Below are 20,508 nucleotides of genomic sequence, written 5' to 3' on the forward strand. Positions count from 1 at the left end.
CCTCAGAACCGACGCACTCCTCAGAATCGCGCGGGCCATGCGTCGCGGTCGGGGCTACCTTCCTCAGGCTGCCGCGGGCGCTTCCGCTTCCACCAGGGCCAGCAACGCCGCAGCGAACTTGTCCTGCACCTCGGCGCCGAAGACGTCGACGTCGATGGCCGTCTGCGACACGATGGCGTCCTCCAGCACGTGCGCGCCGGCGATCCTGGCCGAGCGCGCGGCGTCGGCATGCGACCACTTGCCGCCGAACGGCGTCGGGGTCGCGCCGATCACGGTGAAGGGCTTGCCCACGATGGCTCCGGCACCGTAGGGACGCGACAGCCAGTCGATCGCGTTGTTGAGCACGGCCGGCATGGTGCCGTTGTATTCGGGGGTGACCGCCAGCACGCGGTCGGCAGCGGCCACCTTGTCCCGCAGCGCCACCGCGGAGGCCGGCACCTGCGATGCGTTGTCGATCTCCTCGTTGTAGAACGGCAGATCGGCCAGGCCGTCGACGATCACTAGCTCCACGCCCTCGGGCGCGTTGTCGCGCAGGGTCTCGGCCAGGCGGCGGTTGACGGATTCAGCGCGCAGGCTGCCGACGAGGACGGCAACGGTAGTCATGGATTCTCCTCAGAAGTCTGTGGTGGGGTACGCTGTCGATTAAACGGACCGCGGTCCGCTTTGTCAATTCCGCTGCATCGTAAAGTGATCCACGTCATGTCACAGCCCCCGCCGCTTCCGATCGCCTTCGGCCTGCCCACCGAGCGCGCCGACGCCGCACGCAACCGAGAAGCACTCCTGTGCGCGGCGCGCCGCCTGGTGGCGGCCGAGGGAGCCGACGCCCTGACCATGGACCGCCTGGCCTGCGAGGCCGGTGTCGGCAAGGGCACCGTCTTCCGGCGCTTCGGCTCCCGGGAGGGCGTGATGGGCGCATTGCTGAACGAGCACGCCCGCGCCTGGCAGGAGCGCGTGTTGTCCGGCGAGCCGCCGTTGGGCCCGGGCGCACCGCCTCGGGAACGACTGGTCGCCTTCGGAGCATCGTTGATCGAGCTCAATCTGGCCGGCGCGGAGTTGATCGCGGCGGCCGGCGATGCCGTGGAGCGCTCGTTCGCGATGGACAGCTTCGTCGCGACCCATGTGCGCTATCTGCTGCGAGCTGCGGGCGCTCGCGGTGATCTGCCCCTGTTGGCCGTTGCGCTGATCGCTCCGCTGGACCGCCGCATCCTCGAGCAGCAGGTCCGCCTCGAGGGCATTGATCGCGACCGGATCCTGGCCGCCTGGACCGACCTGGTCGACCGCCTCCTGACCTGACCCTGTCAGATGGCGCCGTCCGGTTGGGCGCCCTGCCACGAAACCGCCTGCGCACCAGCGGCGTTGGCCTCGCGCAACGCATCCGCATCACCGAGACCGCCGGCCAAGGCGGCAGCAAGGGCACCACAGAACGCGTCGCCGGCGCCCGTGGAGTCGACCACTCGGCGTACGGCGATCCCCGGCTCCCGCGCCACCTCACCTGAGCCTCGGGTCCAGGTGGCACCCTGCGACCCCAGCGTCGTGACCACCGACGCCGGCCGCAGACCGGCATCGGTCAACTGCGCCGCCTCGGTCTCGTTGACGATCACAGGATCGGCCAGGGCGATCACGTCAGCCGGCAGATCGGCGTACGGCGCGAGGTTCAGCACCACCCGCACGCCGGCCTCGTGGGCGGCCCGGGCTGTCTCCGCCACAACGGACAACGGCACTTCCAGCGACGCCAGGAGCACCTCGCCGCTCACGAAGCCCGCTGGCACCGAGGCGCTTTCGTTCGCCCCCGGGATGACGATGATGGAGTTCTCACCGTCGTCGGACACGGTGATCAACGCGGTGCCGGTGGGCCCGGCCGTCGTGGCGTCGACCTGGTCGGCGTCGATCCCCGCGTCCTGCAGGCGGGAGATGTAAGCCCAGCCCAGCTCGTCGTCGCCCACACAGCCCACCATGACGACCTCGGCACCCGCGCGACGGGCCGCCATGGCCTGGTTGCCTCCCTTGCCACCCGCGAAGCGGCCGTCCGAGCGGCCCAGGATGGTCTCCCCGGGTGCGGGGTGGTGGGGCACGCGGGTCACCAGGTCGACGTTGAGTGCGCCGAGCACGTAGACGGTCATCGCAGCGTCTCCTGCCACAGGTTGGCGTATCGGATGGCGTCGACCGCCAGCGCGACGTCGATGCGCGGCGCCGGCCCATGCGGATCGTGGCTCATGTCGCCATCCCAGTCGCGCCGATCGACAATGGTGCGCCCGCGCGACCACGAGCCGCCCAACTCCACCCGCATCGGCCGTTCCTGGGTGGTGAGCCCACCCGGATCGATGACCGCGCAGACGGCCCCGGCATCGCCGATAGTGGCCTCGTCGCGGTGGAAGCGATCGCACTGGAAGGTGATCAGCGCGCCGCCCAGCCGGGCCGCGTCCGAGCCGGTCAGGGCGGCCGCTTCGGCCCGGGTGACCACCGGTGCGTAGAACACGTCGAGCCCGTACATCGTCACCGGCACTCCCAGCTCAGCCGTCGCGGCCAGGACGATCGCCGCCGCCTCGGGATCGTGGAAGACGTTGAATTCCGCTGAGGCGGTGGCGTTTCCGACATCGGCCGCGCCGCCCATGAAGACGATGCGTTCGATCTTGCCCGCGACCTGCGGGTAGGTGCGCAGCAACAGCGCGATGTTGGTCATCGGCGCCAGCGGGATCAGCGTGATCCGCTCGGCGGAGGCGAGCAGCGTGTCGCGCAGCAGTTCCACCGCGTGCCGCGGGTCGGAGCCGCGCTGGGCGGGCGGCCACCCGAGATCGCCCATCCCGTCCTCACCGTGCACGTGCCGGGCATCCACCGGTGTCTCCAGCAGCGGCCGATCCGCGCCGCGGGCGACCGGGACGTCGTCGCGACCGGCGGCATGCAGGGCGATCAAGGTGTTGCGCACGACGTCGTCCACCGGCGCGTTGCCGCCGACGCAACTGACCGCGCGCAGGTCGAGGGAGGGTGTCGGGCCGCGAGGAGCAGCGCGCATGCATCGTCGACGCCGGTGTCGACGTCCAGAATCACCGGGAGGGCAGTCATATGGGCCAAACTAGCGACCATGGATCCCGCTCTCGTCGCGCGCCTCGCGACCGGTGAGGGATGGGGCCTGTTGCAATCGTTGCCGCCGTACGACGAGCAGGCGGCGATCGCGCTCGGCTCCCGCCTGCGGGCGGACGGTTTCGATCCCGATCTGGTGGCCGCTGCGCTGACCCAGTCCCGGCTGAGAGCCCGCGCGGCAGTGAAATTCGGTGACGCCGTCCAGCAGATGCTCTTCACTGCCGACGGCGTCGAGCAGGCCACGCGCGGCCGGATCGCTGCACTGCATGCGTCACGGTTCGCGAATGCCGGGGTCGAGACCGTCTTCGACCTGGGCTGCGGCATCGGGGCGGACGCCATCGCCTTGGCGCAGGCCGGTCTGCACGTGCACGCAGTCGATGCCGACGAGACGACCGCCGCGGTGGCCGCGGTCAATCTGCGACCGTGGCCGCGGGTTTCCGTGCAGCATGCGCGCGCCGAGGACGTCATGTTGCCTTCCGGTGAAGCGGCCCGCAGCACCGGCGCATGGCTGGACCCGGCCCGGCGGACACCCGGCGTCACCGACGCGAAGGGGCGCACTCGGCGTACGTTCTCCCTCGAGGAGCTGGCACCGAGTTGGGACTTCGTGCTGGATGTGGCTCACCGGCTACCTGCCGTGGGCGCCAAGCTCAGTCCGTCGATGCCGCACGCGGCTGTCCCGAGCGATGCTGCGGCAGAGTGGGTTTCCTATCGCGGTGAAGTTCTCGAATGCGCCATGTGGTGGGGCTCCCTCGCGCCGGTCAAGGGGCGTAGCGCGGTCGTCGTCCTGGACGAGCACGCCCCCGAACGCATCACCGAGGCCGACGCCGCGGACGCCACGCACGACACAGCGCATCTCGATCAGGTGCGCGGGTTCCTCTATGAAGCCGACCGGGCCGTGATCCGCGCCGGGCTGACCGGGGCCCTGGTCAACGCCGTCGACGGCCGCGAGTTGGCGCCGGGCTTGGGCTACGTCACCTCAGCCAAGCAGCGGTTCGTGCCGTGGGCCAAGAGGTACGCCGTGCGGGAGGCTATTGCCTTCAACGTCAAGGCGCTTCGGGCCCGGCTGCGCGATGAGCAGATCGGGAACCTGACCATCAAGAAGAAGGGCGTGTCCCTGGATGCGGATGGGTTGCGGCGCCAGTTGCGCCTCAGCGGCCCGCGATCCGGCACGATCGCGATCACCCGGGTCAGCGGCGTCCAAGCGGTCCTGCTCCTCGCCGACGAATAGACCGGCCGCGCTACATCTGGACTTGCTCCACCGGCAAGGACGAGTCGGTGCCCAGGCCCAGCGTCGACGGCGGCAACCCGCGCTGCACGATCTGCGAACCCAATGCCGCGACCATCGCGCCGTTGTCCGTGCACAGCCGGATCCGCGGCACCCGCAGCTCGATTCCGGCTGCGGCACAACGCTCCTCGGCCATCCTTCGTAGCCAACGGTTCGCGGTGACGCCGCCGCCGATCTGCAGGTTCCTGATGCCGTACTCCTGGCAGGCGTCGATCGCCTTGCGGGTCAGCACGTCGGCGACCGCTTCGCTGAACGACGCGGCGATGTCGGGCAGATCCAACGGGATGCCGTCGCGCTCCTGCTCCTGCACGTACCGCACGACCGCGGTCTTCAGCCCCGAGAAGGAAAAGTCGTAGCGATGCCGCTCCAAATCCTTGCGCGATGTCAGCCCCCGGGGGAAGTGGATCGCTCGCGGGTCACCGTCCACCGCCAGCCGGTCGATCTCGGGACCGCCCGGGTAGGGCAGCCCCAGCACCCGGGCCACCTTGTCGAACGCCTCCCCCGCGGCGTCGTCGATCGTGCGGCCCAGGGCGACCACATCGGTGGCAATGTCGTTCACCAGCAGCAGGTCGGTGTGTCCACCCGACACCAGCAGGGCGACCGTCGGGGACGGCAGCGGACCGTGATCCAACACGTCCGCGCAAACATGCGCTGCAAGGTGATTGACACCGTAGAGCGGCTTGTCGAGCGCCCACGCGACAGCCTTCGCCGCCGCGACACCGACCATCAGCGCCCCGGCCAGCCCCGGTCCGGACGTGACCGCGACGGCATCGACATCGGACAACGAGTGCCCGGCCTCGGCCGCCGCGCGCGACATCATCGGGATCATCGCCTCTAGGTGCGCCCGGCTGGCGACTTCCGGCACCACCCCGCCGAACCGCGCGTGCAGCTCGACGCTGGACGCGACCGCATCGGTGAGCAGCGTGTTGCCGCGCACGAACGCGACTCCCGTTTCGTCACAGGAGGATTCGATGCCGAGGATCAGCGGCTCGCTCACAGCAGCCTCCGCAGGATCAACGCATCGACATCACCGGGCTGGTAGTACCGCCGCCGCACCTGGATCTGCTCGAACCCGAACTTCTTATACAGCGCGATCGCCGGGGCGTTGTCCGCGCGCACCTCCAACAGCACCGCCTCCGATCCGGCTGCCTGCTCCAGCAGCCACTGCATCAGCGAGCGCCCCAACCCGGTCCCCTGGTGCGAGGGCGCGACGGCGACGGTCATCACATCGGAGACGTCACCCCCGTGGTCCAGGCCGGCGTACCCGACGATGTCATCGCCATCGGTCGCCACGACGTACCGCCGCCGCGGCCGGCCCGCCAGCTCCTGCCACCAGGTCTCCTGGCTCCACGCCCACGGCCCGAACAGTTCCTTCTCCAGCGCGTCCAGCGCCGCCAGGTCCGGCCACTGCATGTCCCGCAGCTCGACACTCACGTCAGCACCGACTTCACACCGCTCGAAGGCTTCGCGTCCGGTTGCCGCAGGTAGAGCGGGCGGACCTCGTCCAGTGGCTCCCCCGCCGCCTGCCGGCGAGCCACCTCGGTCGCCAGCCACCCCGCGTCCACGTCCAGCGGTTCGATCCCGCGTGCGAACAACTCCGGGTAGAGCAGCGGCCCGCGCCCGGCCGTCGGCAATTCGCGTACGTCGATCGGCAGCTCACCGGGCAGACTCACCGAAGGCGCGGATCGGCGTACGCCGTGTGAATACACCGCCCAATAGACCTCTTTGCGCCGCGCATCCGTCGCGACGGCGAATTCATCGAGCGGCACGGCAGCGGCCAGCGCGGCCAGGCTGCACAGGCCGACCACCGGAACACCGAGCGCATGACCCAACGTCATGGCGGTCATCACACCGACACGAAGGCCGGTGTAGGGGCCCGGTCCCACCCCGACGGCGATCTGGGTCAGCGCCGACTTGGGGACGCCGGCCATCACACGATCGATCACCGGCATGAGGATCTCGGCGTGCCGCCGGGCATCGACCACCGAGTGCGACGCGACGACCCGGGTGCCGTCGTGCACGGCAGCGGTGACCGCGTTCGTGGCGGTGTCGAGGGCGAGCAGCACCCACCAAGGTTAACGAGGCAGCGTCGAAACCAACGATTCGAAGCGCTCCCCCACCGGCACCACGCGCACCTCACGCGATTCGTCCGGCAAAGCGGTCAGGGAGATCTCGAGACGGTCGGCCGACAGCCCCTCGGCCATCCCGGCCCCCCATTCGATCACGGTGACCGACTCGTCGAGCGAGGCGTCCAGGTCCAGATCGTCCAGGGCGGCGGCGTCGCCGGCCAGTCGGTAGGCATCCACGTGCACCAGCGAGGGTCCGTCCGCCAGCGATGGGTGCGTCCGCGCCAGTACGAAGGTCGGCGACGTGATCGGTCCTCGCACGCCCAGGCCCTCGGCCAGCGAGCGGGTCAGCGTCGTCTTGCCGGCCCCGAGGTCACCGTGCAACAGCACCAGGTCACCGGCCTGCAGCAGTGACCCCAGGGCGTGCCCGAACTCCGCGGTGGCGTCCGGAGAAGCCAACCGCGCGACGTACTCAGGCATTGACGGAGGAGTCGATCAGCGCCAGCAGCTGCTCGTTGACGATCTGCGGTTGCTCCAACGGCAACATGTGCCCGGCGTGTTCGACGATGACCAGCTCGGAGTGCGGAAGAGCCCTGGCCAGCAGTCGCGCGTGCTCGACCGGGATCACCTTGTCACCCACCCCGTGCATCACGACGGCCGGAATCTGGCCGTACGCCAACAGCCCCACTGCCGCATCGTGTTTCAGAAGCGACGGCATCAAGCCGGCAACCACGGAGAGGCGGGTGCGGGCGATCATGTCCGCGGTCAGCGCGGTCACCTCGGGACTGGTCTCGCCCCCGAAGGCGAGTTGGTTGACGATCAACCGCTCGACGTCACGACCCGTGTGGCGGGTCCAGTCGACCCAATCCTGCCGATGCGCAAGGCCGTTCAGCGCGCCGGGCGCGACGGAGTTCACGACCCCACCGAAGCGGCCCAGTCCCCAATTGACCACCCGCGACAGGTCGCCGCTGCTGGTGCTGAGGAAGGCCGCACTCGACACTCGGTTCTTGACCAGGTCCGGGTTGGTCTCGCCCAGGAGCATCATCGACATGCCGCCCATGGAGTGACCCACGAGCGTCAGTGCGCCACCGCTGTCCGTTGCCTCTAGCACCGCCCGCAGATCATTCGCCGTGGTGACCACGGAGTAGGACGGGGTTCCCCTTCGGCGGAGCGTCCGTGGCCGCGCTGGTCCCACAGGACGACTCGATATCCTCTGTCGCGCAACGCTCTTCGCTGTTTGACCCACACTTGCAGGTTCTGGGTGAAGCCGTGGCTGAGGAGCACGGTGTGCTCGGTGGCGTCCGGGTTGTCGACCTCGACGTGCAGCGGAACGCCGTCGTCGGCGACCACCACGCGCTCGTCGTCGGCCGGAACCACGAAGCGGGTCAGGTCCACACCGTCGAGCTCGGCGCGGTGCTCGCGGCGCACCCGGTCCAGGGCGTAGCCGCCGGCCGCCGCTGCGCCAGCCACCAGGGCGCCCACTCCGATGCCGACGCCGCGGGTCAGTGCACTCACGACTGCCCCCGGTAGATCCGCGGCAGCCGCCCGCTCATCCGGCCGACGATTTCGTAGGAGATGGTCCCGGCAGCCTCTGCCCAGTCCTGCGCGGTGGGCTCGCCGTTCTCGCCGGAGCCGAAGAGTACGACCCGGTCCCCTTCTGCCACAGGCAGATCCCCGACGTCGACGACGAACTGGTCCATGCACACCCGGCCGCTGACGGTGAACCGCTGACCGCCGACCTGCACCGGCCCCTTGCCGGACGCCGAGCGGGGGATGCCGTCGGAGTAGCCGATGGGTACGTCGATGAGGGTGGTCTCGCGGTCGGTCACGTAGGTGTGGCCGTAGCTGACCCCCTGCCCGCCCGGCACCCGTTTGGCGATGGTCACATTCGCATCGACGGTCATGGCCGGGACCAGGTCGAAGTCGCGGGAGCTGCCGATGTCCGGCACCGGGCTCAGTCCGTAGAGCGCGATCCCCGGGCGCACCATGTCCCAGGCCACGTCGCTACCGGTGAGGGTCGCCGCGGAGTTGGCCATGTGCCGCACCCGTACATCGAGACCGGCCTGCTCGGCGTCCTTGACCGCCTGGGCGAACGCCTCCTGCTGGGCGAGCACGCTCGGGTGCTGCGGGGAGTCGGCGAAGATGAAGTGCGTCATGATCCCGGCGACGTCGATGACGCCCTCGGCCTGCAGTTTCGCGGCCGCCGTGAGCAACTCCGGCCACTGCGGCCCGTAGGCCCCGTTGCGGGCCAGGCCGGTGTCGACCTTCAGGTGCACGGTGGCCGGCTTGCCCGCGCGACGGGCGGCCTCGGCGACCGCATCGATCTCCCAGACGTGGGGTACGGCGACCTGCACGTCCGCGGCGACCGCGGCGTCGAAGTCGGTGCCGGGAGCGTGCAGCCAGGACAGCACCGGCGCCGTGACCCCGGCTTCGCGCAGTTGCAGGGCTTCGCGCAGCTGGGCGACCCCCAGCCACGTGGCGCCGCCGTCGAGGGCGGCGCCCGCAACCGGGATCAGGCCGTGGCCGTACGCGTCGCCCTTGACGACGGCCATCAACTCGGCGTCGCCGGCACGGCGTTTGAGGACGTCCGCGTTGTGCCGGATGGCGTCGAGGTCGACGGTGATCCGCGCAGTCGCGTCGCCTGGGGGCTGAGCAGTCATAGCGGATTCAGTGTTACACGCGGCGTGTCGGGGGTCCGTGAAGGACCCGCGAGTGCGCCGTGCGTCACATCGGGGCGAGTCCGGGCTCCTGCGCGGTGACGGTCATCAACTGCAGCCAGGGCGCGCCGTACGTCGTGATGAGGGCGACGTCGGCCGCGTCGCGTCCCACGCCGATCAACACCCGTCCCTTGCGGCGGGCGTTGTGCCGCGGGTCGAAGGTCCACCAGCGGTCGCCGAGGTAGACCTCGACCCAGGCGTGGAAGTCCATCGGGGTCGGCAGCGGCGGCACGTCCATATCGGGCAGGTAGCCGTGGGCGTAGCGGGCCGGGATGTTCAGGGCGCGGCACATGGTGATCATCAGGTGCGCGAAGTCGCGGCAAACGCCGCGGCCGGTGAGGAAGGCATCCGTGGAGGTGCTGGTGAACGTCGTCGAGCCGGTGGTGTAGGTCAGGTAGTTCCAGGTCCAGTCGCAGATCGCGGCCACCCGCTGGTAGCCCGGTTCCATCCCGCCGAAGAGTTTCCAGGCCTGACCGGACAGGACATCGTTGTGACAGAAGCGGCTGGCCAGCGTGTAGACCAGCGTCTCGTCGGGCAGGTCAATCGGCGACAGCTCGGGCGCGCTCTCATCGGCCGGATCGATCTCGTCGGGCACTTCCGCGCGCACGCTGTAGGAGACGGTAGAGACGCCCTGCGGCATCGTGAAGCGCTGGATCTGGTTGCCGAAGGTATCGGTGTAGGGATGGATCTCGATCTGGGGTTCAAGGCTCCACTTCTCGTCCTTGAAGATGATGCCCGCGTTGCGTCGCATGGCCGGGGCGCCGCCGTCGCTGGGGACGGCCGGCACCACGTGCAGCAGGGCAGCGGTCGGCCATGCCGCCTGATGGCGGAAGGTGCAGCCGAGATCGAGTTGACGAGTTCCCACGTAGTACTTCCCTGATGGTGATGAGGTGCCTGCGACGTATCCGACCGGGATGCGGCGAAGTCGAACGTTATCGCGCGAGCGTTTCATCGAGGTAACGCCGCCACCCGCTCGGATCTTCCGCTCAGGCCGTCAGCTGCGGTCTGTGAGGAGTGGGTGTCTCGTTGTCTTGATAACCGAGGGTTATGAAGACAACGAGACACCATGCCGCGCCGCGGTGAATCGTTCCGGCTCTCAGCCCGCGAGGTGACCCCAACGCGTCGACAACTCACGCCACGGCCCGACGTCCGCCAACGTGCCGTCCACCAGGACGACCACCCGATCGGCCCGCTCCAGCGCCGATCGCTTCGACGTCGAGCCGATGACGGTCATCTGGCGCGAGCGCAGCGCGGTCCACAACTCGATCTCGGTGGCCGCGTCCAGCGCACTGGAGACGTCGTCGGCCAGCAGCAACTCCGCATCCGCGGCGAGGGCCCGGGCCAACGCCAAGCGCTGCACCTGCCCACCGGACAGTCGCACACCGCGGTGCCCGACCAGCGCCGAGGCACCACCAGCGTCCGCCACGTCCCGCGACAACCGCGCATCATCGGCCGGCTGCTCGAAGTCGCGATCGAAACCGAGGCGCACGTTGTCATCGAACGTCCCCGACAGCACCCGCGGAATCTGCCCCACGTAGGCGACCTGCCCGGGCCGCAGGAAGAGCTCGGCGTCCTGGACCTCGACGCCGTTCCACTGGATGGAGCCGGTGTGCGGCAGCAGGCCCGCGAGCGACTTCAGCAGGCTCGATTTGCCCGAGCCGACCTGACCGAGCAGCAGCACCAACTCGCCGCGCTCGACGGTCAGATTGACCCCGGTGACGCCGATCGTGCCGTCGTCGTGCAGCGCGGTCACGTCACGAAGGGTCAACTCCCGCAGCGGAATTCGCTCGACCTCGGGCGCGCCGGGCGCTTCCCCGGTGAGCAGGTCAACCCCCGGCGGCAGATCCATCAGGTCGGCACCGCCGGCGTAGCGGGAGGTCGCCTTCTGCCAGGCCCGGGTGCCCGGAGCCTCCGTCACCACGGAGCCCGCGACCCGGCCGAACCAGTCGAATCCGTTCACGGCGTTGGCCACCAGGATGGCCGTGGCCAGGCCCCACCACCCGGCGAGGTAGGCCGCCCAGGCAGCGACGACGCCGAGTTGCACCATCAGGATCGGCACCCCGTCCAGCAACGCCTGGACCCGGTGCTCGAAGACGGCTGCTTCGACGCGGCCGCCGTCGACCTTGCGCAGGTGGCGGTGGATCTGCGGGATCCGGCCGGCCAGTTTGATGGTGCGCGCCGAGTCCAGGGCAGAGACCAGCGACCGGCCGAACGAGGCGCGGGCGGCCGAGGCGCGCGCCGCCGAGCGACCGGCGACGGGGCGTCCCAGGGCAGAGGCCAGCGCCGAGGCGATCATGACGATCAGCAGCACGGCACCGGCGACCCAGGTCCCGGCGAACAGGGCCGTCACCAGCGCGATGGCCAGGCCGTTGACGAAGTCGACCCAGCGATCGGCGTACCGCGCATAACGGTCGGCATCCATCGCCCGGGCGACCACTTCACCGGGCGGGGTCTTGGGCAGGCGGTGCTGGGCGGTCTGCCCGACCAGCACGGACATCCGCACGCGCAGCAGGATCTCGATCCACCAGCGGGGGTAGCGCTTGATCGCCGAGACCAGAGTGAAAACCCCGATCGCCAGGCAGGCCACCAGCGCCACCAGCAGCCACGACGGGGTGTCGCCGTCCTGCAGGTCCTGGACGATGTTGCCCCAGATCCAGCCGGTTCCGGCGCCCAGGCCGCCGCAGATCGCGGAGATCAGGAACATCCCGATTGCGATGAGGCCCCACTCGGGCCGCACGACCAGTGCGTGCGCGATGCCTTTGGCCAGGGATGGGCCGGTGCCGACCTCGGGGGCGGGAGGAGGCTCCGTCGTACGCCGAGTGGCCACCAATCCGCCCACGTCACGGGGGCGTTCGGCGGGCTCGGTCTCGACCGCGGCACTGGCCAGCACCAGGTCGCGCAACGGTCCCGGCTGCTGGGCCAACTCGGCCCGCACGCCTTGCTGGACCACCCGGCCACCGTCGAGCACCGCCACCAGACGGGCTCGCTCGATGGTGCCGAGGCGGTGTGCGATCAGGACACCGGTGCGGCCGGCGATGAGACGGTCCGCGGCGGCCACGACGCGTGCTTCGGTGACGGGGTCCATCCGGGCGGTGGCCTCGTCCAGGACGACGACCTGCACGTTGCGGACCAGCAGCCGCGCGAAGGCGACCAGCTGCTCCTCCCCGCTGACAGCGCCGTGCCGCCCGGACCGAGCAGCGTGTCGAGACCGTCGGACAGGCCCTCGACCCAGTCGGTCAGGCCGAGGCGGTCGACCGCGTCCTGGACGCTGGCGCGGGGCAACTCGGTGAAGAGGGTGATGTTGTCGGCCAGGGTGCCGGCCAGGATCTCGGTGCGCTGGGTGACCACGCCCACGCTGGAGCGCAGTTGCTGCAGGTCCAGATCGACGATGTCGACGCCGCCGAGGAAGACGGTGCCGATCGGCGCTTCGACGGCTCGCGACAGCAACGAGGCCAGCGTGGACTTGCCCGATCCGGTGCGGCCGACTAGGGCGATGGTGTCACCGGCGGGCACGTGCAGGTTGACATCGTGCAGTCCGAACGACCCGCTGCCGTAGCTGAAGTCGAGCCCGTGGACGTCGATCGACAGGCCGCCCTCGGGCACGGGCACACCGCCGGAGGGCTCGGGCGCGACGGCCAGCATCTGACGCAGCCGGATGACGGCACCGAGACCGGCCTGCAGGTCGGGCAAGTGGTGGGCGGTCTGGTCGATCTGTGCGACGAAGGTGGTCGTGACCAGGAACAGCGTCACCAATTCGCCCAGCGACAGGTGATCGCTGCTGACCAGGGCCACACCGACGACACCGGTCAGCGCCAGGAACCCGTAGGCGATCAAGCCGGTGCGGCGGATCAGCCGGCCCTCGATGGTGACGACCTTGAAGAAGCGGTCGTGCACCTTGGCCGACAGTCCCGCGAGTCGCCGGACGGCGAACGACTGGCCGAGCGACGTACGCAGGTCGTCGGCTCCGGCAATGCCCTCCTCGAGGGCGGCGGCGTGGTCGGTCCAGGCCATTTCCTCGATGACCTTGCCCTCGGCGATCTGGCTCAGCAGCGGACGGATCGCGAGGAACACCGCGACCCCGACGATCGGGAAGAGGATCGCAGCCGGCCACCAGGTGATGCCTGCCACGATCCACATCGGCAGCAGACCGAACAGGGTCCGCATCAAGCCCCACGACTCGCGCCGGGCCAGGTTGCCGACCTCGTGGGTGTCGTCGTCGACGCGGTCGAGGACTTCACCGACGGCTTGCTCGTTCAGCGCCGACAGGGGTTGGTGCAGCGCCGCGTCGAGCAGGTCTTCGCGCAGCCGCCCCTCGGCGCGGTCGACGACCGCCGCCCAGGTAAATCGCCCTGCGGTGTCGAGGATTGCGCCGCCGGCGACACAGATCGCGAGCAGCCAGACCAGCGTTGCGGTGGGGTTGGTCGCGAGGTGTCCGGCGACGACCGTGCCGAGGGTCTGACCGATGACCGCGATGGCCAGGAAGACCAACGCGGCGATCCCCCAGGCGCTGCGCAGACGGCCCAGATCGACCCGGCGCGAAGGGTCTGCGGCGGGTTCGGGCGAGGTGGTCTGCGGCGGCGTGGCGGTGACGGTCATGGCTTGCTCAACGGTACGGCGAGCCACCGACAGTCAGCGAATCAATATTTCCCCGCGACGAACGCGAGTCAGCGGCTCAGCAACCTCGCCACCGTGCGACCCACCTGGTGCGCGATGTCCATGGCCCGGATCGGGCCGCCGGGGTTGGCGTCGTGGGCGGCGACACCGTGCACCAGCGCTGCGAGTGAGCCGGCGCCCAGCGGCGGGACCCCGCCGGCCATGAGCGCACCGCAGATGCCCGCGAGCACATCGCCCGAGCCGGCGGTGGCCAGCCACGACGGGCCGTCGGCCTGGGAGTGCACGGGCAGTCCGGTGTGGGTGGGGGTACCACGATCGTCACCGAGCCCTTGAGCAGCACCGCCACATCGAGCGCGTCCGCGACCTTGCGGGCAGCCGCCACCGGCGCATCCTGGACCCAGCTGTCCGGCAAGTGCTCGTCCAGCACCCGTCGCCCCAGGCGCAGCAATTCGCCCGCGTGCGGCGTGATCAGCGTGTGCGCCGAACGCGGCCGCGTCAGCGCGTCCAGTCCCCCGGCGTCGACGACGACCGGCAGGTCGGAGGCCAGGGCGTCGCCGATCACGCGCTTCTGCTCCTCGGACGCGTCGTCCCAGTCCATCCCCGAGCCGATCAGCCAGGCCTGCACCCGGCCCTGCCCGAAGACCGCCTCCGGCACCGCGGCCCGCAGCAGGTTGGTCGGGGCTTCCGGTCCGACGTACCGCACCATCCCGACCCCGGCCGTGACCGCCGCCGTCACGCCCATCAGCGCGGCGCCGGTGTAGTGCTCCCCGCCGGAGACGACTCCGAGTACGCCGCGTGAGTACTTGTCGTCGTCCGGGCCCGGCGTGGGCCACAGCGAGGCGACGTCGGCGAAGGTGAGCCGCGAAACGGCCGCGCGCCCCGGCTCGGCCAACCCGATGTCGACGACGGTGAGCAGCCCACAGGCGGCCTCGGTCGCGGGCAGCAGGTGCACCGGTTTGGGCAGGGAGAAGGTCACGGTCTCATCGGCGTACACGCAATCGGAGGCGACCAACCCCGCCGGGTCAGCGCCCGAGGGCAGGTCGATCGACAGCAGATAGGCGTCGTCGCCGATGGCGTCGACCAGGGCGGAGGTGCCCGGCGGCAGGCCGGGGCGGCCGCCGATACCGGTCATGCCGTCGATGACCAGGTCGGCCTCCTCCAGCGCGGACCGGGCGGACGGCGAATCCGCTTCCAACACAACGACTCCCGCGTCGTGCGCAGCGTTGATCGCCGGCTCGTGCGCGCCGGATCCGGTGAGGATCGCGACCACGTCGAAGTCGGCGGCGAGGAAGGACCCGGCGAACAGCGCGTCCCCGCCGTTGCCGCCGGGACCGGCGAGTACGACGACCGAGGAGCCTTCGAGTTCCTCCAGTCGCGCGGCGGCCACTTCGGCGACCCCTTGCGAGGCGCGTTGCATGAGCTCACCGGTCGCTAGCTCCGGCATCGCGGCCTCGGCGGCGCGGACGTCATCGACCGAATACGCGTGGATCACGGGCCCTCCACAATCACGATGGCGGTGGCGATCCCGGCGTCGTGCGAGATCGACAGGTGCGCGGTGGTGGCACCCAAGGCAGTCATACGTGCCGCGACGGTACCGGACAACTCCCATAAGGGCTGCCCGGCGGGGGTGGTGACCACGACGGCGTCGTGCCAGGCGAGGTCACCGGGGGCGCCGAGGGCCTTGGCGAGCGCCTCTTTGGCGGCAAATCGCCCGGCCAGCGAATGCATGGGCATGGTCCGCTCGGAGGCGACGAGGACGCGGTCGGCGAGGGCCGGCGTACGTTCAAGGGCCTCCGCGAAGCGGTTGACCGAGGTGACGTCGATGCCGACCCCGAGGATCATCTATTCGACCGTGACGGACTTGGCCAGGTTGCGCGGCTGGTCGACGTCCAGGCCCTTGGCGGTGGACAGTTCGAGGGCGAAGACCTGCAGCGGCAGCACGGTCAGCAACGGTTGCAGCATCGGTGAGGTGTGCGGCACGCGGAAGACCTCGTCGGCGAATTCGTCGACGCTGGAGTCGCCTTCCTCGGCGATGACCAGGGTGCGGGCGCCGCGGGCGCGGATCTCCTGGATGTTGGAGACGACCTTGCCGTGCAGTCCGTGCGGGGTGTCCGGGCCGGGCACCACGATGAAAACGGGCTGGCCCGGCTCGATCAGCGCGATGGGGCCGTGCTTGAGCTCACCGGCGGCGAAGCCCTCGGCGTGGATGTAGGCCAGCTCCTTCAGCTTCAGGGCGCCCTCCATCGCGATCGGGTAGCCGACGTGCCGGCCGAGGAAGAGGACGCTGCGCGTGTCGGCCATGAAACGGGCGACCTCGCGGACCCGGCCCACATCGGACAGGACGGCCGCGATTTTCGAGGGGACGTCCTGCAGTTCGGCGATGACCTGCTTGGCGTCCTCGGCGTAGGAGCCGCCCTTCAGCTGGGCCAGGTAGAGGCCGAGGATGTAGCAGGCGGTGATCTGCCCGAGGAAGGCCTTGGTGGAGGCGACCGCGATCTCGGGGCCGGCGTGGGTGTAGAGGACCGCGTCGGATTCGCGCGGGATGGTCGAACCATGCGTGTTGCAGATCGACAGGGTCAGCGCGCCGAGGTCGCGGGCATGCTTGACGGCCATCAGGGTGTCCATGGTCTCGCCGGACTGGCTGATCGAGACGACCAACGTCTTCTCGTCGGCGATCGGGTCGCAGTAGCGGAATTCGTGCGCCAACGACACCTCCACGGGGATCCGCGCCCAGTGCTCGATGGCGTACTTGGCGACCATCCCGGCGTACGCCGCGGTGCCGCAGGCCACGATCGTCACCCGGTCGACGGCAGCGAGTTGCTCCTCGGTGATGCGCATGTCGTCCAGCTGCAGGTCACCGGACGGGGTGCTGCGGCCCAGGAGGGTGTCGGCGACGGCCTGCGGCTGGTCGAAGATCTCCTTCTCCATGTACGTCGCGTAGCCGCCCTTCTCGGCGGCCGCCGCGTCCCAGTCGACGTGGAAGGGCTTGCCGGTGGCGGGGGTGCCGTCGAAGTTGATGACCGTCGCGCCGTCCGGGGTGATGGTGACGATCTGGTCCTGCTCGAGCTCGAGGGCTTCGCGGGTGTAGCCGATGAAAGCGGCGACGTCGGAGCCGAGGAAGTTCTCGCCCTCGCCGAGGCCGACGACCAGCGGGGAGTTGCGGCGGGCGCCGACGACAACGTCGGGCTGGTCGGCGTGCACCGCGAGCAGGGTGAAGGCGCCTTCGAGGCGGGCGACGGTCTTGCGCATGGCCTCGGTCAGGTCACCGTCGTAAAGGGTGCCGAGCAGTTGGGCGACGACCTCGGTGTCGGTCTCGGACTTGAACTGCACGCCCTGGGCCTGCAGTTCGTCGCGCAGGACGGCGAAGTTCTCGACGATGCCGTTGTGGATGAGGGCGAGTTTGCCGTCGGTGCCGCCGCGGTGCGGGTGGGCGTTGACGTCCGTCGGGCCGCCGTGGGTGGCCCAGCGGGTGTGGCCGATCGCCGTACGGGAATCACGCAGTGGGTACTGGTCGATGTCGGCGACCAGGTTGGCCAACTTGCCCGCCTTCTTGCGGATGAAGACGGCCTCGTCGCCGACGAGGGCGACGCCGGCGGAGTCGTAGCCGCGGTATTCCAGGCGCGCGAGGCCCTCCATGACCACCTCGAGCGCCTTGGTGTTGGTGGTCGGCCCGACGTAGCCCACGATTCCGCACATGGGGACAAGGGTAGGCGGTGCGAGGCGATGCTCCGTGGACGTCGCTCATTCGCGCCGACGGTTTGGCGTCTCATGGTTAACCCGATGCGCTCCGGTTAACCATCAGCTGCCAAACCGTGGCCCCGCGAGCGTTATACAGTTTGGTCGGCTTCGATGTGTTGCCCCCGGATGGGCAGGATCAAGAGCTCAGCTTGCGACGTCCCATGCGGGGCTCAGCCGATCACTCCCGTCACGTCAACGATCACGTGCACCGGCGAACTCGCCTTGACCTTGATCTGCCGGGCGCTGGAGACGGCCACCGTCATCCCGTCGGCGATCGCGGCCCCGGTGTGCGAAAAGTTGATCGCTGAAGCGGCCGGCTCCCCGGATGCCGCCGAGACACCTTGTGGTAGCCGTCTGGTGCCACGGGTGTGACGCCGGGTACGCACATGGTGAACGTTGGTCAAAAGTGGCAGTGTTGACGAATGGGATTTACCGCGCGGAAGAGTTTCAAGATTGTGCCCGGCGTCCGAATGACCGTATCCAAGTCCGGGGTGTCCACTTCGGTCGGTGTTCCAGGAGCACGCATCACCCGTAGCTCTTCCGGCCGCACGACAACGACCGCGGGCGTCCCGGGCACAGGTGTTCGCTACACGAAATCTAGCGGCGGGACCAAGAAGGGAAACACTAAATCCAAGTCGTCTACACAGGCGGTCAACGCAGCACCAACCTCCGCTGTTGCGAAACCGTCGACGAAGCCCGGCCTTATGGCGCCTCGGTGGGAGAAGAAGTTGTTCACGGCGATGCAAACTGGAGATCCTGACAAAGTCGCGGAAGTCGCGCGGTCGTGGCCCGACGCGCAAGTGGCTGCCGCGTTGCTCGAAGGGATGTTTGCTTATCAGCGGCAGTCCTATGACCGCGCACGCGAGCTACTCACCTGGCTATGGTCGTACCCCGGCTCGTTCGAGTCCGACCGCTTCGTCAGGAAGTACATGTCCGCGAGCACCCTGACGCTTGGCGTCGCTGCCGGGGTCACCGCCACAATGCCGCTCACAAAAGACGCCGTGGGACTGGCACTGGCGGAACTACTGCAGGGAGTCGGAGACCTGGACGGCGCTATAGCAGTGGTCGAAGCACTAGAACCATCGTTCATCTCGGCTGTCAGTCTCGCTGAGCTTTACTCCGAGGCTGGCCGGCAGGAGGAGGTCATTGATCTCACCAATGAGATTGCGAATGTGGACGATCCCAGTGCACTTTTGCTGACGCTCCGCGGCGTGGCGTTCCGGGAAACACACAACTACACCGCCGCTCGCGCAGCATTCAAGGAGGCGCTCAAGTCGAGCAAACGTGACCCGGCCATTCGTCGTCTCGCTTGGCTGGAACGGGCACGGACCTACCTGGCAGAAGGCAAAAAGGCAATGGCTCGCAAGGATCTCGAGCGCATTCTGGCCGAGACCAGCGACTATCCAGGACTCACGGAGCTTATGGAGCAGGCGAGCTAGCCGGTACGCGTCGCTAGTCGGACGCCCGCCGTTAGGCTGTCGCGCGTGTCACGTCCTAACGGTCACCCGATCCCCTCGCCGTACGTCGAGCTGGACCGTGCGGCCTGGTCGCACTTGCGTGACGCGCACCCAATGAGCCTGGACGATCAGGACGTACGCCGGCTGCGGGGTTTGGGTGAGCGCCTGGACATGGCCGAGGTCGAAGAGGTCTATTTGCCGTTATCGCGCTTGCTGAATTTCTACGTGGGCGCGACCGCCGGGCTGCACAAGGTGACCAGCGACTTCCTGCGCGAGTCACCGGCGAAGGTGCCCTTCGTGATCGGCGTCGCCGGATCGGTCGCGGTCGGCAAATCGACCACGGCCCGCATCCTGCAGGAGTTGCTGTCGCGGTGGCCGGACACGCCGTCGGTGTCGCTGATCACGACGGACGGGTTCCTGATGCCGAACGCGGAGCTGTCACGACGAGGGCTGTTGGACCGCAAGGGTTTTCCCGAGTCGTACGACCGGCGAGCGCTGATCAGGTTCGTCGCCGAAGTGAAGGCCGGCTCGCCGTCGGTGTCCGCGCCGGTCTACTCGCACCTGACCTACGACATCGTGCCCGGTTCGTTCGTCACCGTGGAGCGGCCCGACGTGCTGATCGTGGAGGGGCTGAACGTGCTGCAACCCTCCCCCGCCGTGCCCGGCTCCCGCGGCGGAGCGATGGCGGTGTCGGACTACTTCGACTTCTCCGTCTACGTCGACGCGCACGAGAACGACATCCAGCGCTGGTACGTCGACCGGTTCCTCTCCCTGCGCAAGACCGCCTTCGCCGACCCCCAGTCCTACTTCCACCGGTTCGCGTCCCTCTCGGACGCCGAAGCCGTGCAGATCGCCGAGGGCATCTGGGACTCGATCAACGCCCCGAACCTGGCCGAGAACATTCTGCCCACCCGTGGCCGCGCCTCCCTGGTGTTGACGAAGGGTCCGGACCACGCCGTACGCCGGGTGCGCCTGCGCAAGCTCTGAGCACCACACCTGACCGCAACGGATCAGCTAGCGACCAGGGTGATGACCTTGGCCAAGTCGTCGGCGTGCAGGTCGCGCTCGAGCTCCAGGTCGTAGTCGGTCTGGATGTTGATCCAGAAACGGTCGTCGACTCCTAGTGCCTTCGCCAGCCTCAGCGCCGTGTCGGTCGTGATGGCGCGCTTGCCCCGAACGATCTCACTGATCCGCGTCTGGGAGAGACCGGTCGCCTGAGCGAGGCGGTACTGCGTGATCCCGAGCGGTTCGAGGAACTCCGTCCGGAGAATCTCTCCAGGGGTGATCGGCTCGTGCGCCTTGGTCATCCGCTTTCCTCACCCTTTCTTCAGTGATAGTCGGCGATCTCTACGTCTGTTGGGCCGCCGTCCGTCCAGCCGAAGCAGATCCGGTACTGGTCATTGATGCGGATCGAATACTGTCCAGCGCGCTTCCCAACGAGCTACTCGAGTCGGTTCCCCGGTGGCACCCGCAGACTGTTCAGCTCGGTAGCGGCGTTGAGGAGACGCAGCTTTTTCTGGGCGGCTCGCTGCAACTCCGGCCCCAACGATCTG

20 protein-coding genes and 3 pseudogenes are annotated in these 20,508 nt (G+C 69.1%); 5 read left to right on the forward strand and 18 right to left on the reverse strand.

All coding sequences use genetic code 11. The features are described 5' to 3' along the window. Positions 1–63: 63 nt before the first annotated feature. Positions 64–603 carry an NAD(P)H-dependent oxidoreductase gene (locus ACFQBT_RS14220; protein ID WP_377823619.1) on the reverse strand — a complete coding sequence of 180 codons (540 nt, stop codon included), beginning with the start codon at positions 601–603 and terminating at the stop codon, positions 64–66. Between the two features lie 96 nt (positions 604–699). Between ACFQBT_RS14220 and ACFQBT_RS14225 the strand changes: the two genes are divergently transcribed. Next, positions 700–1,293, forward strand: coding sequence for a TetR/AcrR family transcriptional regulator (locus ACFQBT_RS14225; protein ID WP_377823620.1), 594 nt, complete (start codon positions 700–702; stop codon positions 1,291–1,293). A gap of 5 nt (positions 1,294–1,298) precedes the next feature. On the opposite strand, the gene ACFQBT_RS14230 is transcribed toward ACFQBT_RS14225, so the two are convergent. Both ACFQBT_RS14230 and ACFQBT_RS14235 read right to left on the reverse strand, forming a co-directional pair. Then, positions 1,299–2,120 (reverse strand): ribokinase, encoded by an 822-nt coding sequence (locus ACFQBT_RS14230; protein WP_377823621.1) that lies wholly within the window; start codon positions 2,118–2,120, stop codon positions 1,299–1,301. After that, entirely contained in the window at positions 2,117–3,010 is an 894-nt protein-coding gene (locus tag ACFQBT_RS14235; protein WP_377823622.1) for a nucleoside hydrolase, read from the reverse strand. The genes ACFQBT_RS14230 and ACFQBT_RS14235 overlap by 4 nt, the downstream gene beginning before the upstream one ends. Before the next feature lie 69 nt (positions 3,011–3,079). Between ACFQBT_RS14235 and ACFQBT_RS14240 the strand changes: the two genes are divergently transcribed. After that, entirely contained in the window at positions 3,080–4,306 is a 1,227-nt protein-coding gene (locus ACFQBT_RS14240) for a class I SAM-dependent methyltransferase (protein ID WP_377823624.1), read from the forward strand. Positions 4,307–4,316: 10 nt separating this feature from the next. On the opposite strand, the gene tsaD is transcribed toward ACFQBT_RS14240, so the two are convergent. From tsaD to ACFQBT_RS14310, 14 genes and pseudogenes are all read right to left on the reverse strand, one after another. Continuing rightward, the gene (tsaD, locus tag ACFQBT_RS14245; RefSeq protein WP_377823626.1) at positions 4,317–5,360 is read right to left on the reverse strand and encodes a tRNA (adenosine(37)-N6)-threonylcarbamoyltransferase complex transferase subunit TsaD; all 1,044 of its coding nucleotides are present in this window, start codon (positions 5,358–5,360) and stop codon (positions 4,317–4,319) included. Further along, positions 5,357–5,797, reverse strand: a complete 441-nt coding sequence (gene rimI, locus ACFQBT_RS14250) for a ribosomal protein S18-alanine N-acetyltransferase (protein WP_377823628.1) — start codon at positions 5,795–5,797, stop codon at positions 5,357–5,359. The genes tsaD and rimI overlap by 4 nt, the downstream gene beginning before the upstream one ends. After that, entirely contained in the window at positions 5,794–6,429 is a 636-nt protein-coding gene (gene tsaB / locus ACFQBT_RS14255; protein ID WP_377823630.1) for a tRNA (adenosine(37)-N6)-threonylcarbamoyltransferase complex dimerization subunit type 1 TsaB, read from the reverse strand. Before tsaB ends, rimI begins: the two co-directional genes overlap by 4 nt. Before the next feature lie 9 nt (positions 6,430–6,438). Continuing rightward, entirely contained in the window at positions 6,439–6,909 is a 471-nt protein-coding gene (gene tsaE, locus ACFQBT_RS14260; protein ID WP_377823632.1) for a tRNA (adenosine(37)-N6)-threonylcarbamoyltransferase complex ATPase subunit type 1 TsaE, read from the reverse strand. Beyond that, positions 6,902–7,710 (reverse strand): annotated as a pseudogene (locus ACFQBT_RS14265) (alpha/beta fold hydrolase); the annotation flags it as partial. The gene tsaE and the pseudogene ACFQBT_RS14265, both read right to left, overlap by 8 nt. A gap of 230 nt (positions 7,711–7,940) precedes the next feature. After that, positions 7,941–9,089, reverse strand: coding sequence for an alanine racemase (alr, locus tag ACFQBT_RS14270; RefSeq protein WP_377823633.1), 1,149 nt, complete (start codon positions 9,087–9,089; stop codon positions 7,941–7,943). Positions 9,090–9,153: 64 nt separating this feature from the next. Continuing rightward, the gene (locus tag ACFQBT_RS14275) at positions 9,154–10,011 is read right to left on the reverse strand and encodes a transglutaminase domain-containing protein (protein ID WP_377823635.1); all 858 of its coding nucleotides are present in this window, start codon (positions 10,009–10,011) and stop codon (positions 9,154–9,156) included. A 231-nt stretch (positions 10,012–10,242) separates the two neighbouring features. Continuing rightward, a complete protein-coding gene (locus tag ACFQBT_RS14280) occupies positions 10,243–12,267 on the reverse strand; it encodes an ATP-binding cassette domain-containing protein (protein WP_377823637.1) in 2,025 nt (674 codons plus the stop codon). Next, a complete protein-coding gene (locus tag ACFQBT_RS14285) occupies positions 12,159–13,742 on the reverse strand; it encodes an ABC transporter ATP-binding protein (protein ID WP_377823639.1) in 1,584 nt (527 codons plus the stop codon). Before ACFQBT_RS14285 ends, ACFQBT_RS14280 begins: the two co-directional genes overlap by 109 nt. Positions 13,743–13,810: 68 nt before the next feature. Further along, the gene (locus ACFQBT_RS14290) at positions 13,811–14,044 is read right to left on the reverse strand and encodes an NAD(P)H-hydrate dehydratase (RefSeq protein ID WP_377823641.1); all 234 of its coding nucleotides are present in this window, start codon (positions 14,042–14,044) and stop codon (positions 13,811–13,813) included. Positions 14,045–14,118: 74 nt separating this feature from the next. Continuing rightward, positions 14,119–15,204 (reverse strand): annotated as a pseudogene (locus ACFQBT_RS14295) (NAD(P)H-hydrate epimerase); the annotation flags it as partial. A gap of 44 nt (positions 15,205–15,248) precedes the next feature. Continuing rightward, positions 15,249–15,602 (reverse strand): holo-ACP synthase, encoded by a 354-nt coding sequence (locus ACFQBT_RS14300; RefSeq protein WP_377823643.1) that lies wholly within the window; start codon positions 15,600–15,602, stop codon positions 15,249–15,251. After that, positions 15,603–17,456, reverse strand: a complete 1,854-nt coding sequence (glmS, locus tag ACFQBT_RS14305; protein ID WP_377823645.1) for a glutamine--fructose-6-phosphate transaminase (isomerizing) — start codon at positions 17,454–17,456, stop codon at positions 15,603–15,605. Positions 17,457–17,668: 212 nt separating this feature from the next. Further along, positions 17,669–17,884, reverse strand: a complete 216-nt coding sequence (locus tag ACFQBT_RS14310) for a hypothetical protein (protein WP_377823647.1) — start codon at positions 17,882–17,884, stop codon at positions 17,669–17,671. 36 nt (positions 17,885–17,920) lie between these two features. Between ACFQBT_RS14310 and ACFQBT_RS14315 the strand changes: the two are divergent. From ACFQBT_RS14315 to coaA, 3 genes and pseudogenes are all read left to right on the forward strand, one after another. Further along, positions 17,921–18,079 (forward strand): annotated as a pseudogene (locus tag ACFQBT_RS14315) (DUF4236 domain-containing protein); the annotation flags it as partial. Between the two features lie 147 nt (positions 18,080–18,226). Further along, a complete protein-coding gene (locus tag ACFQBT_RS14320; protein ID WP_377825604.1) occupies positions 18,227–18,937 on the forward strand; it encodes a tetratricopeptide repeat protein in 711 nt (236 codons plus the stop codon). Positions 18,938–18,973: 36 nt separating this feature from the next. Next, positions 18,974–19,942, forward strand: coding sequence for a type I pantothenate kinase (gene coaA, locus ACFQBT_RS14325; RefSeq protein ID WP_377825505.1), 969 nt, complete (start codon positions 18,974–18,976; stop codon positions 19,940–19,942). Positions 19,943–19,965: 23 nt separating this feature from the next. On the opposite strand, the gene ACFQBT_RS14330 is transcribed toward coaA, so the two are convergent. Next, entirely contained in the window at positions 19,966–20,262 is a 297-nt protein-coding gene (locus ACFQBT_RS14330; RefSeq protein ID WP_377823649.1) for a HigA family addiction module antitoxin, read from the reverse strand. Positions 20,263–20,508 lie beyond the last annotated feature (246 nt).

It is taken from the genome of Branchiibius cervicis (assembly GCF_042661605.1).
Taxonomy (GTDB): domain Bacteria; phylum Actinomycetota; class Actinomycetes; order Actinomycetales; family Dermatophilaceae; genus Branchiibius; species Branchiibius cervicis.

Bases quoted from the DNA above. Each gene is read 5' to 3' on its own strand.
- ACFQBT_RS14220 (WP_377823619.1), bottom strand. From the start codon at position 603: ATGACTACCGTTGCCGTCCTCGTCGGCAGCCTGCGCGCTGAATCCGTC.
- ACFQBT_RS14225 (WP_377823620.1), top strand. From the start codon at position 700: ATGTCACAGCCCCCGCCGCTTCCGATCGCCTTCGGCCTGCCCACCGAG.
- ACFQBT_RS14230 (WP_377823621.1), bottom strand. From the start codon at position 2,120: ATGACCGTCTACGTGCTCGGCGCACTCAACGTCGACCTGGTGACCCGC.
- ACFQBT_RS14235 (WP_377823622.1), bottom strand. From the start codon at position 3,010: ATGCGCGCTGCTCCTCGCGGCCCGACACCCTCCCTCGACCTGCGCGCG.
- ACFQBT_RS14240 (WP_377823624.1), top strand. From the start codon at position 3,080: ATGGATCCCGCTCTCGTCGCGCGCCTCGCGACCGGTGAGGGATGGGGC.
- tsaE (WP_377823632.1), bottom strand. From the start codon at position 6,909: ATGCCTGAGTACGTCGCGCGGTTGGCTTCTCCGGACGCCACCGCGGAG.
- alr (WP_377823633.1), bottom strand. From the start codon at position 9,089: ATGACTGCTCAGCCCCCAGGCGACGCGACTGCGCGGATCACCGTCGAC.
- ACFQBT_RS14285 (WP_377823639.1), bottom strand. From the start codon at position 13,742: ATGACCGTCACCGCCACGCCGCCGCAGACCACCTCGCCCGAACCCGCC.
- ACFQBT_RS14300 (WP_377823643.1), bottom strand. From the start codon at position 15,602: ATGATCCTCGGGGTCGGCATCGACGTCACCTCGGTCAACCGCTTCGCG.
- glmS (WP_377823645.1), bottom strand. From the start codon at position 17,456: ATGTGCGGAATCGTGGGCTACGTCGGGCCGACCACCAACACCAAGGCG.
- ACFQBT_RS14330 (WP_377823649.1), bottom strand. From the start codon at position 20,262: ATGACCAAGGCGCACGAGCCGATCACCCCTGGAGAGATTCTCCGGACG.